General features: G+C 55.1%; 10 protein-coding genes and 2 pseudogenes. 6 read left to right on the top strand and 6 right to left on the bottom strand.

What is annotated here, in order from left to right; genetic code table 11:
* Positions 1 to 133 precede the first annotated feature (133 nt).
* The 4 genes and pseudogenes from J2125_RS25315 to lrp form a co-directional block, all read right to left on the bottom strand.
* Positions 134 to 508 (bottom strand): DNA translocase FtsK, encoded by a 375-nt coding sequence (locus tag J2125_RS25315; RefSeq protein ID WP_420864407.1) that lies wholly within the window; start codon positions 506 to 508, stop codon positions 134 to 136.
* 147 nt (positions 509 to 655) lie between these two features.
* A pseudogene (locus J2125_RS25310) lies at positions 656 to 1,597 on the bottom strand (DNA translocase FtsK); the annotation flags it as partial.
* Positions 1,598 to 1,809: 212 nt separating this feature from the next.
* Positions 1,810 to 3,475, bottom strand: a pseudogene (locus tag J2125_RS25305) (DNA translocase FtsK 4TM domain-containing protein); the annotation flags it as partial.
* A 119-nt stretch (positions 3,476 to 3,594) separates the two neighbouring features.
* On the bottom strand, positions 3,595 to 4,089 hold the full coding sequence (lrp, locus tag J2125_RS19305; RefSeq protein WP_006118610.1) for a leucine-responsive transcriptional regulator Lrp: 495 nt from the start codon (positions 4,087 to 4,089) through the stop codon (positions 3,595 to 3,597).
* A gap of 511 nt (positions 4,090 to 4,600) precedes the next feature.
* Here lrp and trxB point away from each other — a divergent pair.
* The 5 genes from trxB to infA all read left to right on the top strand — a co-directional run bounded on the left by trxB (position 4,601) and on the right by infA (position 10,531).
* Complete coding sequence (gene trxB / locus J2125_RS19300; protein ID WP_017802447.1) at positions 4,601 to 5,569, top strand: thioredoxin-disulfide reductase; 969 nt, start codon at positions 4,601 to 4,603, stop codon at positions 5,567 to 5,569.
* A gap of 156 nt (positions 5,570 to 5,725) precedes the next feature.
* Positions 5,726 to 7,495 carry a heme ABC transporter permease/ATP-binding protein CydD gene (cydD, locus tag J2125_RS19295; protein ID WP_026111885.1) on the top strand — a complete coding sequence of 590 codons (1,770 nt, stop codon included), beginning with the start codon at positions 5,726 to 5,728 and terminating at the stop codon, positions 7,493 to 7,495.
* A complete protein-coding gene (cydC, locus tag J2125_RS19290; RefSeq protein WP_017802445.1) occupies positions 7,495 to 9,225 on the top strand; it encodes a heme ABC transporter ATP-binding protein/permease CydC in 1,731 nt (576 codons plus the stop codon). The genes cydD and cydC overlap by 1 nt, the downstream gene beginning before the upstream one ends.
* Before the next feature lie 36 nt (positions 9,226 to 9,261).
* Positions 9,262 to 9,954, top strand: coding sequence for a leucyl/phenylalanyl-tRNA--protein transferase (aat, locus tag J2125_RS19285; RefSeq protein WP_017802444.1), 693 nt, complete (start codon positions 9,262 to 9,264; stop codon positions 9,952 to 9,954).
* Between the two features lie 358 nt (positions 9,955 to 10,312).
* The gene (infA, locus tag J2125_RS19280; protein ID WP_002211347.1) at positions 10,313 to 10,531 is read left to right on the top strand and encodes a translation initiation factor IF-1; all 219 of its coding nucleotides are present in this window, start codon (positions 10,313 to 10,315) and stop codon (positions 10,529 to 10,531) included.
* Between the two features lie 121 nt (positions 10,532 to 10,652).
* Here infA and clpA read toward each other — a convergent pair whose 3' ends face one another.
* Together clpA and clpS are read right to left on the bottom strand one after the other, a co-directional pair.
* A complete protein-coding gene (gene clpA / locus J2125_RS19275; RefSeq protein ID WP_017802443.1) occupies positions 10,653 to 12,929 on the bottom strand; it encodes an ATP-dependent Clp protease ATP-binding subunit ClpA in 2,277 nt (758 codons plus the stop codon).
* Positions 12,930 to 12,987: 58 nt separating this feature from the next.
* Positions 12,988 to 13,308: an ATP-dependent Clp protease adapter ClpS gene (clpS, locus tag J2125_RS19270; protein ID WP_017802442.1), complete on the bottom strand. Its 321-nt coding sequence runs from the start codon at positions 13,306 to 13,308 to the stop codon at positions 12,988 to 12,990.
* 319 nt (positions 13,309 to 13,627) lie between these two features.
* Between clpS and cspD the strand changes: the two genes are divergently transcribed.
* Entirely contained in the window at positions 13,628 to 13,855 is a 228-nt protein-coding gene (cspD, locus tag J2125_RS19265; RefSeq protein ID WP_017802441.1) for a cold shock-like protein CspD, read from the top strand.
* Positions 13,856 to 13,861 lie beyond the last annotated feature (6 nt).

Below are 13,861 nucleotides of genomic sequence, written 5' to 3'. Positions count from 1 at the left end.
GTTCCGTTATTACGTATCGGGGAAACCATCCGCACGGGCGGCGATAACGCCACCCCTACAGTTAAGTATCTGAGGCACTGTAGGGGAGCCGCTATCGGCTCCCGGGGATTAGGACAACAAAACCGGCGGTTTATTACATCTCATGTGATGGCGGCGCCAGCACTTCGCGGTTTCCGTTATGACCAGGCGAAGAGACAATGCCCTGCGCTTCCATCTGTTCAATAATACGCGCCGCGCGGTTGTAGCCAATACGGAACTGACGCTGCACACCAGAAATCGATGCACGACGCTTGTCGACGATAAACGCCACCGCCTGATCAAACAGCGGATCCAGTTCCTCATCGCCATCCAGCCCCAGACCACCGCCTTCGCTCTCTTCACCGGCAGTGATGCTGTCGATATATTGTGGACGACCACGCGCTTTCCAGTCCTGCACCACCGCATGCACCTCTTCATCACGTACAAAGGCGCCATGCACACGGATCGGCACTGAGGAGTTTGGCGCCATATACAACATGTCACCCATGCCCAGCAGCGATTCCGCACCGGCCTGATCGAGGATGGTACGCGAGTCGATTTTACTCGATACGGTAAAGGCGATACGCGTCGGGATATTGGCCTTAATCAGACCGGTAATCACATCCACCGATGGACGCTGGGTAGCCAGCACCAGATGAATACCCGCCGCACGCGCTTTTTGCGCCAGACGCGCAATCAGCTCTTCGACTTTTTTACCCACCGCCATCATCAGATCGGCGAACTCATCAACCATCACCACGATATAAGGCAGTTTTTCCAGCACCGGTGGCGTGGTTTCCATGCTGTCGCCCGGCTTCCAGAACGGATCGGGAATCGGGCGTCCCATTGCCGCGGCTTGCTCAATTTTCTCGTTATAGCCGGCGAGGTTACGCACGCCAAGCGCTGACATCAGCTTATAACGACGCTCCATTTCACCCACACTCCAGCGCAGCGCATTGGCCGCATCTTTCATATCGGTTACCACTTCGGTCAGCAGATGCGGGATACCTTCGTATACTGACAGCTCAAGCATTTTCGGGTCGATCATAATAAAGCGCACTTCTTCCGGCGTGGCTTTATACAGCATGCTAATAATCATGGCATTAACGCCAACCGATTTACCGGAACCCGTGGTACCGGCCACCAGCAGATGCGGCATCTTACCGAGATCGGCCACTACCGGCTGACCGGCAATATCTTTACCCAGCACGATCGAAAGCGGTGATGGATTGTCACGGAACTTGGCGCAATCCAGCACTTCACGCAGATAAACGGTCTGACGATGCTTGTTTGGCAGTTCCAGACCGACATAAGGTTTACCCGGAATCACTTCCACCACACGTACCGCTACCGCTGACAATGAACGCGCAAGATCGCGCGACAGGTTAGAGATACGCGCCGCTTTTACCCCCGGCGCCAGATCCAGCTCGTAGCGGGTAATCACCGGACCCGGTGAGATACCCACCACCTCCGCTTTCACCCGGTAATCCGCCAGACGGGCTTCAACCAGACGGGCAGTCTGCTCAAGAGCAAACATATCGACCGGTTCCTCCTCTGCTGGCGGTGAAGTCAGCAGATCGAGCGTTGGCAATGGCGTCAGCGGTTTGTGCATCGGCTGCTCGTGACGCATCAGGAACGGGTGAATCAGGCTGTCGGCTGCCGGTGGTTGCGGCCTTGCCACTGCGGCGACTGGCTGAACCGGCGGCTGTTGCGGCGCAGGCTGCTGCCACGCTGGCTGGGCAGCGGGTTGTGGTGGCGTCGCCTGAGATGGCGCGGCTTCCGCCTGATGGCTGGCATCAAGCGTAAACAGCGGCTCAGACGGGCCATCATCGACCAGATCATCCATCGGTGAGAAGTCGAAGGCATTAGAAGTATCCAGCGTAAACGTGGACCTTTGCTCTGCTTCCGGCTCATAGCGCTGCTGCTGTTGCTCGGCAAACTGACGCGCCAGCATCGCCTGTTGCAACGCTTCCTCATCCTCGGGTTCCGCTGCAAACTCCTCGCCATAACGCTGTTGCTGCTGCGTCATAAAGGCTTCGCGGAGCTGTGATTCCTGCATCTGCGCCTGTTCATCTTCATCAACCTGCTCAAATTCAGCGGCTGAAGATGGCGGTGTCAGTTGCAGATCTTCCTCTTTTGCTTTCTCTTCCGCCATCCGTTGCGATGGCAGCTTAATACCGTAAGAGGCCAGTTCACGCCGCGTCGGTAATTTAACCGGGTTTGGACGTGGCAGTTCCGGACCTATTCCCTGCTTCACCTGCGGATTGGAATCACCGCTGGTGGCGCTAAAGCCCGGCATAAATGGCGTGGCGGCGGCGACAGCGGCGTTTTTGGCCGCATCGCTAAAGCCGCTACCCTGCGGCGCATTGACCGGAATAGCGCCCGGATCATGTTGCGGCGTGGAGAAATCAAATGGCGAAGAGGCTGATGACGGCGTCTCGCGCCAGTTGCCCATACGCGGCCCCTCATCCGCATCCGGCTGCACCGGCTGCGATGGCGTCGGGGTCTCTTCCGGCATCTCAAAACGGTATACCGGTGGTGCTTCAGGCTGAGGCGCTGGCGTTGCTGCCGGGCTGACCGCAGCCGGCGTCGTTGCCGGAGAAGTCACAGCCGCTGCACTACGTTCCGCAGCAACCGCCGATGCCGCCAGCGCTGCGGTGGTTGCCGCCGCAGCTTTCGCTAACAATGGATCCTGCTCTTCGTCATCGTCCGCCAGTTCATCATTAAGGTGATTCGGCGCAGCCAGCAGAACATCATCTTCATCGCTCTCACGGGACAGCACTTTCACTGGCGCAGCGTCATGTTGCTCATCATCCTCTTCACGCCACTGATCTTCATGACGCGAACGGTTGCTGGCAAACGTCAGCACGCCCATTACCGCACCGCCGATCTTCTCAGCGATAGTTAACCATGACCAGCCGGTATATAGCGTTAAGCCCGCAGCCCAGATGCATAACAGGGTTAATGTGCCGCCTGCGCCATTAAAATATGGCGCCATGGCGTTGCTCACCAGGCTGCCAATAACGCCGCCAGAAGCAAAGTACCAGATATCATCAGCGTTAATCGCCGCCAGACCGCAGGTGGTAATAATCAGCGCCAGCACCCCGATCAGGCGCAAAGCGACCGCAAAGTAGTCGATATAATCCTGATGATCGCGCTGACGGAAAGTAATCCAGCACAAACCGAGGATCACCGGAGGAATGGCGTACGCCATCACGCCAAAAATGAACAGCAGTGTGTCGGCCAGCCACGCACCGACACCGCCGCCGAGATTGTGAATCGGCTCGTGCCAGGCGGTCTGTGACCAGCTGGGATCGGAAGGATTGAAGCTCAACAAAGCCACCATCAAATAGACGGCGAAAAGAGCAACAATGATCAACAGCGCTTCGAGCAGACGACGTCCACTACTCAGCGGCTGCAGGGAAACTTCTTTATCTTCTGTATATTCCTGGCTCAAGAGTACTCTCCAGGTGCCTGTAAAATAAGAAGGCAACAGCGCCGGGCAAGCCCGACGCTGAACCTGTATGAATTCACAGGAGTGTACCGAAATCTATCAGGTTTTGCACCTGCCCTGTGTTACCGCGTTTTAATCACTAAGCGGTTACTTTGTTTCACTTCTTCCATGACCACATAGGTACGCGTATCGTTCACACCAGGCAGTCGCAGCAAGGTTTCACCCAGCAGTTTGCGATAGGCTGACATGTCCGGCACGCGCGTTTTCAACAGATAGTCGAAATCGCCGGAAACGAGGTGACACTCTTGAGTTTCCTCAAGTTTTTGTACTGCGGCGTTAAATTGCTCAAACACATCGGGCGCGCCACGATTCAGAGTAATCTCAACGAAAACCAGCAGTGAGGCATCAAGATAATGCGGATTCAGCTGCGCAGTATAGCCAAGAATAAAACCCTGACGTTCCAGACGACGAACGCGCTCAAGACACGGCGTTGGTGATAAGCCAACCCGTTTGGAAAGCTCGACGTTAGAAATACGTCCATCCTTCTGCAGCTCATTCAGGATATTACGGTCAATTCTGTCGAGATCTTTACCGGGGCGTTTTTTATTGTCTACCATTATTATTGTCTCTCTTAATTCCTTCCCTTTGCCTGCCACACCCTGCACAACATCACTGTGCAGGGTTGTTCGAAGTGAAGACATCGAGTCTGTTGCCTTTCAGCGCCATCTGTATGACGCATGTTGTCTGTCCACACCATGCGTCATGACCAATGCCAGACTGAGTTTATGCGGCCAAATACTCTCAGCATGGTATGAAACCCTGCAAAGCTGGCCTGAAAACCCTCTGCTTCCTACAATGTTTTCGCAAAAGCACAGCTGATTGTCAAAGTAAAACACACAAAATCAGTACAACATGCCAAAAGGCCCGCTGCGTTACTGTTTTTTACCGGTTTTTTTTGCTTTGATCACCACCCATTAGCGGTTATTTTGCGGAAAAAAGCAGCGCAACGGCGATCCATCGATAAAATCTCTTGCACCGATTGCTAACAAAATTGCAGAACGCTTTTTTTGCGGCGTTAAATTCCCTACAATCCCAGCTCATGTTTGCCAGTTAACAAATGAGGGTCTCATGAGCACGGCCAAACACAGTAAATTATTAATTCTGGGCTCTGGTCCGGCAGGTTATACCGCGGCGGTATATGCAGCGCGCGCTAACCTGAATCCGGTGCTGATTACCGGTCTGGAAAAAGGCGGTCAGCTGACCACCACCACTGACGTTGAAAACTGGCCCGGCGATCCCAGCGAGTTAACCGGTCCGTTGCTGATGGAACGTATGCATGAGCACGCGGTGAAGTTCAATACCGAAATTATTTTTGACCATATCCATACGGTGGATTTGCAGACACGTCCGTTCCGTCTGGTCGGTGACAGCGATGAGTACACCGCCGATGCGCTGATTATCGCCACCGGCGCTTCAGCACGTTATCTCGGTCTGGAGTCAGAAGAAGCGTTTAAAGGCAAAGGTGTCTCTGCCTGCGCCACCTGCGATGGTTTTTTCTATCGTCAGCAGAAAGTCGCGGTCATCGGTGGCGGTAATACCGCCGTGGAAGAGGCGCTTTACCTGGCGAATATCGCCGCTGAAGTGCATCTGATCCACCGTCGTGACAGCTTCCGCGCTGAAAAGATCCTGATCGACCGGCTGATGGAAAAGGTGCGCAACGGTAATATCGTGCTGCATACCGACCGCACGCTGGAAGAAGTGGTTGGCGATCAGATGGGCGTCACCGGTGTACGCCTGCGCGCGGTCTCCGGTAGCCAGCAGATTGAACAACTGGATGTCGCTGGTCTGTTTGTCGCCATCGGCCACAGCCCAAATACCGGCATCTTCAATGGCCAGCTGGAGCTGGAAAACGGCTACATCAAAGTGCAGTCCGGTATTCATGGCAACGCGACCCAGACCAGTATCCCGGGTGTGTTTGCTGCTGGTGATGTGATGGATCATATTTATCGCCAGGCGATCACCTCTGCCGGCACCGGCTGTATGGCGGCGCTGGACGCAGAACGTTATCTCGACGGTCTGGTTAAAAACGATAAGTAAGTTGTTAAAAAGCTGATCGAATCTTCTTAAGGCGACTGCTCATCAGTCGCCTTTTTTGCCTCTGCCATGTAACATTGCCAGCGACTTCTCGTTGGGTCATCCATATGGCGCTGCCAGACGGCTGCCAGTTTCGTTTTTCTGCAAGAACGGCAACTGATGAACAAGACACGTCAACAACAACTTACCCAATGGCTGAAGCAACAGAGCGTGCATGCGCGCCGTTGGTTACGTCTCTCTTTTCTGCTCGGTCTCGCCAGCGCCCTGCTGATTATTGCGCAAGCCTGGCTGCTGGCTTCGCTGCTACATGATCTGATTGCCCTGCAACTGCCGCGCAACGCGCTGATCGCCGATTTTCTGCTGCTGCTGGGCTGTTTTGTCGCCCGCGCGCTGATTAGCTGGCTGCGTGAACGCGTCGGTTTTTATTGCGGCCAGGCGATTCGCCATACGCTGCGTAAAACAGTACTGGACCGCCTTGATGCACTGGGTCCGGCGTGGATTCAGGGTAAACCCGCAGGCAGCTGGGCCACCCTGCTGCTGGAACAGATTGAGGATATGCAGGATTACTATGCACGCTATCTGCCGCAGATGTCGCTGGCGGTGCTGATCCCCTGTTTTATTCTGATCGCCATTTTCCCGATTAACTGGGCGGCGGGCGTGATCCTGCTGGCCACTGCGCCGCTGATCCCGCTGTTTATGGCGCTGGTCGGTATGGGCGCCGCCGATGCCAACCGCCGTAACTTTCTTGCCCTTTCGCGTCTGAGCGGCCATTTCCTTGACCGTCTGCGTGGGATGGAAACTTTGCGCCTGTTCCATCGCGCCAGCGCGGAAACCGAAAATATCCGCGTCGCCTCGGAGAGTTTTCGTCGTCGCACCATGGAAGTACTGCGCATGGCGTTTCTCTCCTCAGCAGTGCTGGAGTTCTTTGCCTCGCTGTCGATTGCCATCGTGGCGGTTTACTTCGGTTTCTCCTATTTAGGCGAACTGAATTTTGGCCATTACGGTGCAGGCGTGACCCTGTTCGCCGGTTTTCTGGTGCTGATTCTGGCGCCGGAGTTCTTCCAGCCGCTACGCGACCTCGGCGCTTTCTACCATGCCAAAGCGCAGGCGGTTGGCGCGGCCGATGCGCTGCATACCTTTCTCAGCCACAGCGATGAATTCACCCACGCGCAGGGCGATCGCCTGCTGGACAGCAATGCGCCGCTGACGCTGGTAGCCGATAAGCTGGTGATTACTGCGCCTGACGGCACGGTACTGGCCGGGCCGCTGTCGTTTACTCTGCAACCGGGACAGCGGGTGGCGCTGGTAGGACAGAGCGGTGCCGGTAAAAGCTCGTTACTGAATCTGCTCTCCGGTTTTCTGCCTTACCAGGGGTCGCTGACGGTAAATGGTATTGAAATGCGCGAGCTGCAAGCCGAAAGCTGGCAACAGCAGCTGGCGTGGGTCGGGCAGCATCCGCAGCTACCGGCTAACACGATTCGTGAGAATCTGCTGTCAGATAGCCATGCCGGGGAATCGCAACTGAATGATGTCCTGCAACGGGCGGGGGTAAATGAGTTTTTAGCCCGACTGCCGCAGGGACTGGACACCGAGCTGGGCGACCAGGCCGCACGTCTGTCGGTCGGCCAGGCGCAGCGTATTGCGGTGGCGCGCGCGCTGCTGAAACCGTCCAGACTGCTGCTGCTGGATGAACCGGCGGCCAGCCTTGACAGTGACAGCGAACAGCATGTGATGCGCGCGCTGGAACAGGCTTCGCGTCAGCAAACCACGTTGCTGGTCACTCACCAGTTAAACCAGCTGGCGCAGTGGGATGAAATCTGGGTGATGCGCGATGGTCAGCTGATCCAGCAAGGCAGTCATGCCGAACTGCTGTCGCAGGCAGGTCCTTTTGCCGGGCTGTTAGCGCAGCGCCAGGGAGAGATTGCATAATGAGAGCACTTCTGCCGTTTCTGAAACTTTACCGCCGTCATTTTCTGCTGCTGACGCTGGGTGTAATCCTGGCAATTATTACGCTGCTGGCCAGCATTGGCCTGCTGACTCTGTCCGGCTGGTTTTTAGCCGCCTCGTCGCTGGCGGGCTTTGCGGGTCTGTACAGTTTTAACTATATGCTGCCCGCCGCCGGTGTCCGTGGTGCAGCCATCTCACGCACCGCTGCGCGCTACTTTGAGCGCCTGGTGAGTCACGACGGTACTTTCCGCGTGCTGCAACATCTGCGGGTATTTACCTTCAGTAAGCTGCTGCCGCTCTCACCTGCCGGTATCGCCCGTTTTCGTCAGGGTGAATTGCTTAACCGCCTGGTAGCCGATGTCGACACGCTTGATCATCTCTACCTGCGGGTGATTTCCCCGCTGGTCGGCGCTCTGATGGTGATCCTGGTGGTGACCTTTGCTCTGAGTTTTGTCGATATGCAGCTTGCCCTGACCCTCGGGCTGATTATGCTGTTGACACTGCTGCTGTTGCCGCCGCTGTTCTATCGCGCCGGTCGTCCGGCCGGCGAAGCGATTACCCGGTTACGCGGCGACTACCGTCAGCAGCTGACCAGCTGGCTGCAGGGTAGCGCCGAGCTGAAAATTTATGGCGCCGCTGCGGCGTTCCGCGCGCGACTGGATCATACCGAACAACAATGGCAGCAGGCGCAACGTCGTCAGGCGAGCCTGAGCGGGCTGTCACAGGCACTGATGCTGCTGATCAGCGGTGCTACCGTCACCCTGCTGCTGTGGCTGAGCGCCGCAGGCGTCGGTGAGATGGCCCAGCCCGGCGCGCTGATCGCACTGTTTGTCTTCTGCGCCCTCGCCGCTTTCGAAGCACTGGCACCGGTTGCTGGTGCTTTTCAGCATCTGGGCCAGGTTGTCGCTTCGGCGCTGCGCGTTAATCAGATTATCGAACAGCCTGCTGCGGTTCAGTTTAATACCCAGCCGATCGAGGCTGGCGCAGGCGCCGCCCTCGAACTGCGCGATGTCAGTTTCAGTTATCCGCAGAGCAGTCGTCCGGCGATCAATGCGCTGTCACTGACGGTGAAGCGCGGCGAAAAAATTGCCCTGCTGGGGCGCACCGGTTGCGGTAAATCGACGCTGCTACAGTTACTGACCCGCGCCTGGGATCCCCAGAGCGGCGCTATTCAGCTGAATGGCCGCGCACTGAACGACTGGGATGAAGCCTCGCTGCGCGCCACTACCAGCGTGGTCAGTCAACGTGTGCATCTGTTCAGCCAGACGCTGCGTGATAATCTGCTGCTGGCCTCGCCGCAGCGCGATGATGACGCGTTGCGCGCGGTATTATTGCAGGTTGGACTCGGCAAACTGCTGGAGCATGAAGAAGGGCTGAATGCCTGGCTGGGTGAAGGAGGCCGCCAGCTGTCGGGTGGTGAATTGCGCCGTCTCGGTATTGCCCGCGCGCTGCTGCACGATGGCGATCTGCTGTTACTGGATGAACCGACCGAAGGGCTGGATGCGGAAACCGAACGTCAGATCCTCGCACTGTTGTGGCAGGTGAGCCGCGACAAAACCATGATTATGGTGACCCATCGCCTGCAGGGACTGGAACAGCTCGACCGCATCTGTGTGATGGATCAGGGGCAGATGATTGAGCAGGGAAATCATCCCGAATTAATCTCAAAACGCGGTCGATACTGGCATTTTCAGCAACGCTTTGCGCTATAGTCTTAGCTTTGTAGCCCAGTGAGAATCCAACAGACCATGAGACTGATCCAACTCTCACGCGAATCACTGAATTTCCCGCCGCCGGAAATGGCGCTGCGCGAGCCGAATGGCCTGCTGGCGATGGGCGGCGATCTCAGCCCTGCGCGCCTGCTCAACGCGTATCATCGCGGCATCTTTCCGTGGTTTTCGCCGGGCGATCCGATTCTCTGGTGGTCGCCGGATCCACGTGCAGTATTACTGCCGGAGCAGTTTCACCTCAGCCGCAGTATGAAACGTTTTCATCGCCACTCACCCTATCGCGTTACGCTGAATCAGGCGTTTTATGCGGTGATTGAAGGCTGCGCCAGCGAACGCGAGGAAGGCACCTGGATTACGCCGGAAGTAAAACGTGCCTGGCTGAAGCTGTTTGAGATGGGTCATGCGCAGTCGGTTGAAGTGTGGCGCGAAGATGAACTGGTTGGCGGCATGTACGGTATGGCGCTGGGCCAGATATTCTGCGGTGAGTCAATGTTCAGCCGCAGCGAAAATGCCTCCAAAACCGCGCTGCTGGTCTTCAGTCAGCACTTTCATCAGCATGGCGGCAAGCTGATCGACTGTCAGGTGTTAAATCCCCATACCGCCTCGTTGGGCGCCGAAGAGGTCCCGCGCATTTCATGGCTGGCGTGGCTGCATACGCTGTCGCAACAGCCGGTTAGCGAGCAGTGCTGGCAGGGTCAGCGGCTTTTTTAATGGCTGAAAACGAGGTTTTCCACGCATTTTCTTATAACAGTGCTATAATATGCGCGTTTGGTATGTCGTCCGCTGTTCGCTGCACTAACAGTGAGCCGGAATTACCAGGCTGGGAATCTTAACGCACCGTTTCAGAACTGTTTTAATTGTGCGACTGATGCAGACTTAAAACAGATTCTTAGCCCGCTATTCCCCCGCTGACGTCATCACACCCAAAATTATTCACCTGCTGCTCGCTGCGTCATGTGCGTACAGAGCGGTAAGTGCTGGTGATATCACCGACAATTGTTTACATAATACCTGAAATTCGGCATTATCTTGCCGGTTAAAATAAAGGTAGTCATACCCAGAGGATTCGATGGCCAAAGAAGACAATATTGAAATGCAGGGTACCGTACTGGATACGCTACCTAACACCATGTTCCGCGTTGAATTGGAAAACGGGCACGTGGTCACCGCACATATCTCCGGTAAAATGCGCAAAAACTATATCCGCATCCTGACGGGCGACAAAGTCACTGTAGAGCTGACCCCGTACGACCTGAGCAAAGGCCGCATTGTCTTCCGTAGTCGCTGATTTGCCCCACCCCGTGTTGCCGCGTTAAGCCAGCGACACGCATAAAAAAAGGCCGGATAATTTAATTATCCGGCCTTTATTGTTTGGGCGGTACAGGCGACGAAAACGCCGCCCCGGCTAATTAATGCGCCGCCCCTTCCGTCTTACGCTTCTCGGCGCTGACAAACTCATAAGTGAGCTGGTTATTCTCTTTATCCAGCGCGACAGACACTGAGCCACCATCCACCAGCGAACCAAACAGCAGCTCGTTAGCCAGTGGTTTCTTCAGGCTCTCCTGCACGGTACGCGCCATCGGACGCGCGCCCATGGCTTTGTCGTAGCCTTTCTCCGCCAGCCATGCGCGTGCATCGTCACTGACTTCCAGCGACACGCCTTTCGGATCCAGCTGCGCCTGCAGCTCAACAATAAACTTGTCGACTACCTGATGAATAACCTCTGCCGACAGATGTTTGAACCAGATAATATTGTCGAGACGGTTGCGGAATTCCGGCGAGAACATTTTCTTGATCTCTTCCATCGCATCGGTGCTGTTATCCTGATGGATCAGGCCGATAGATTTACGCTCGGTTTCACGCACCCCGGCGTTGGTCGTCATCACCACGATCACATTGCGGAAGTCCGCTTTACGGCCGTTGTTATCGGTCAGCATGCCGTTATCCATCACCTGCAACAGCAGGTTAAACACGTCCGGATGCGCTTTCTCAATCTCATCCAGCAGCAGCACTGCGTGCGGATGTTTAATAACCGCATCGGTTAACAGACCGCCCTGATCGAAGCCAACATAGCCTGGAGGCGCACCGATTAAACGGCTCACGGTGTGACGCTCCATATACTCGGACATATCGAAACGCAGCAGTTCGATACCCAGTGCTTTGGCCAGCTGCACGGTGACTTCGGTTTTACCGACACCGGTTGGACCAGCAAACAGGAACGAACCAACAGGTTTGCGATCCTGACCCAGACCGGCGCGACTCATTTTAATCGCTTCGGTTAAGGCTTCGATGGCGTTGTCCTGACCGAATACCAGCATTTTCAGACGGTCGCCAAGGGTTTTCAGCGTATCACGGTCGGTAGCTGAAACACTCTTCTCAGGAATACGCGCAATACGCGCCACCACAGTCTCGATATCCGACACGTTGACGGTTTTCTTACGCTTGCTGACTGGCATCAGTCGGCTGCGCGCGCCTGCTTCATCGATAACATCAATCGCTTTATCCGGCAGATGACGGTCATTAATATATTTCACCGCCAGCTCCACCGCCGCACGCACCGCTTTTGCGGTATAACGCACATCGTGATGCGCTTCGTACTTCGGCTTCAGGCCGTTGATAATCTGCACCGTTTCGTCAATTGACGGCTCGGTAATGTCGATTTTCTGGAAACGGCGCGCCAGCGCACGATCTTTCTCAAAGATGTTGCTGAATTCCTGATAAGTAGTGGAACCCATTACGCGAATTTTGCCGGAAGAAAGCAGCGGTTTGATCAGATTTGCCGCGTCCACCTGGCCACCTGAAGCCGCGCCCGCACCGATAATGGTGTGGATTTCATCGATAAACAGAATGCTGCTGGTATCCTGCTCCAGCTGCTTCAGCAGCGCTTTAAAGCGTTTTTCAAAGTCGCCGCGATACTTGGTGCCGGCCAGCAGTGAACCGATATCCAGCGAGTAGATGGTGCAATCTTTGATCACTTCCGGCACGTCGCCCTGCACGATACGCCAGGCAAGACCTTCAGCAATCGCGGTTTTACCGACGCCGGATTCCCCCACCAGCAGCGGGTTATTCTTACGGCGGCGGCACAATACCTGAATAGCACGTTCCAGCTCTTTATCGCGCCCAATCAGCGGGTCGATGCCGCCTACGCGAGCAAGCTGATTAAGATTGGTGGTGAAGTTTTCCATACGTTCCTCCCCGCCTGCTTGCTCTTCGTTTACCGGATTTTCTGAACCTGGCGCCTGGCCCGGCTCATCTTTACGCGTACCGTGGGAGATAAAGTTCACCACATCCAGACGACTCACTTCGTGCTTACGCAACAGATAAGCCGCCTGCGATTCCTGTTCGCTGAAAATCGCCACCAGCACGTTCGCGCCCGAGACTTCACTGCGTCCCGATGACTGAACATGGAATACCGCGCGCTGCAATACGCGCTGGAAGCTGAGCGTGGGTTGTGTGTCACGCTCCTCTTCACTGGCTGGCAGCACCGGAGTGGTCTGTTCGATGAAGGCTTCGAGTTCAAGACGCAGGGCAACAATATCTACCGTGCAGGCTTCCAATGCCTCTCTGGCCGACGGGTTGCTGAGCAAAGCCAGCAACAGATGCTCGACGGTCATAAACTCATGACGGTGCTCGCGCGCTCTGGCGAAAGCCATATTTAAACTGAGTTCCAGTTCTTGATTGAGCATTAGGCACCTCCCCCAATTACGGCCTGACGGACCACTCCCGAATAGAGCGGAAAACCGATCACGCCTTTTCCAGCGTACATAGCAACGGATGCTCGTTTTCTTTCGCGTACTGGTTCACATGAGCGACTTTCGTCTCAGCCACTTCGGCGGTAAAAACGCCGCAGATAGCCTTACCGCGATAGTGAACCGTAAGCATCAGTTGCGTTGCACGTTCAACATCATAAGAAAAGAACTTTTGCAGTACGTCAATAACAAATTCCATAGGCGTATAATCGTCATTATTGAGGATAACTTTATACATAGAAGGCGGCTTGAGCGCCTCCCGCAGCTTATCTTCTGCAAGATGTTCAAAGTTAAGCCAATCATTATTGTGTGCCATAGTGACCCGTCATCATTGTACGTTACGTGCTGGCATAACATTATCATGCCATCGCTTAAGTTTAACACGCCCGACCATTTGTCCAGCGTGGATGAAATTTTATCCGAATAACCTTATGCGCGACCTTCATCACAAAATTCGCAATAGCGTTAACTGCCTCAAATTTTGAGGATTTGATCCCCGTCTCACAGGGCCATATGCTTGACGCTAAGTCCATTTTCTCTACATTGTACAGGCAGAAGCTGATTGAGTTTTAAACAGCCTGGCCTGAAAGCCAGATCACCTCACCTATAAAATGCCTTGCGAGGGATGTAGAAACATGGAGACGGGTACTGTTAAATGGTTCAATAACGCCAAAGGCTTCGGTTTTATCTGTCCTGTCAGTGGCGGCGACGATATCTTCGCGCACTACTCAACGATTCAGATGGACGGTTACAGAACGCTGAAAGCCGGGCAACAAGTCCAGTTTGATGTGCATGAAGGGCCAAAAGGCAACCATGCCAGCCTTATCGTTCCGGTAGAAATGGCGGCAACAGTCAGTGCCTGACCACTT

It is taken from the genome of Winslowiella toletana (genome assembly GCF_017875465.1).
Lineage (GTDB): Bacteria > Pseudomonadota > Gammaproteobacteria > Enterobacterales > Enterobacteriaceae > Erwinia > Erwinia toletana.
This window is presented reverse-complemented; position numbering and strand designations above follow the sequence as displayed.

Coding starts and splice junctions, on each gene's coding strand:
- J2125_RS25315 (WP_420864407.1), bottom strand. CDS start 508: ATGGCGCCAAACTCCTCAGTGCCGATCCGTGTGCATGGCGCCTTTGTA.
- lrp (WP_006118610.1), bottom strand. CDS start 4,089: ATGGTAGACAATAAAAAACGCCCCGGTAAAGATCTCGACAGAATTGAC.
- trxB (WP_017802447.1), top strand. CDS start 4,601: ATGAGCACGGCCAAACACAGTAAATTATTAATTCTGGGCTCTGGTCCG.
- cydD (WP_026111885.1), top strand. CDS start 5,726: ATGAACAAGACACGTCAACAACAACTTACCCAATGGCTGAAGCAACAG.
- cydC (WP_017802445.1), top strand. CDS start 7,495: ATGAGAGCACTTCTGCCGTTTCTGAAACTTTACCGCCGTCATTTTCTG.
- aat (WP_017802444.1), top strand. CDS start 9,262: ATGAGACTGATCCAACTCTCACGCGAATCACTGAATTTCCCGCCGCCG.
- infA (WP_002211347.1), top strand. CDS start 10,313: ATGGCCAAAGAAGACAATATTGAAATGCAGGGTACCGTACTGGATACG.
- clpA (WP_017802443.1), bottom strand. CDS start 12,929: ATGCTCAATCAAGAACTGGAACTCAGTTTAAATATGGCTTTCGCCAGA.
- clpS (WP_017802442.1), bottom strand. CDS start 13,308: ATGGCACACAATAATGATTGGCTTAACTTTGAACATCTTGCAGAAGAT.
- cspD (WP_017802441.1), top strand. CDS start 13,628: ATGGAGACGGGTACTGTTAAATGGTTCAATAACGCCAAAGGCTTCGGT.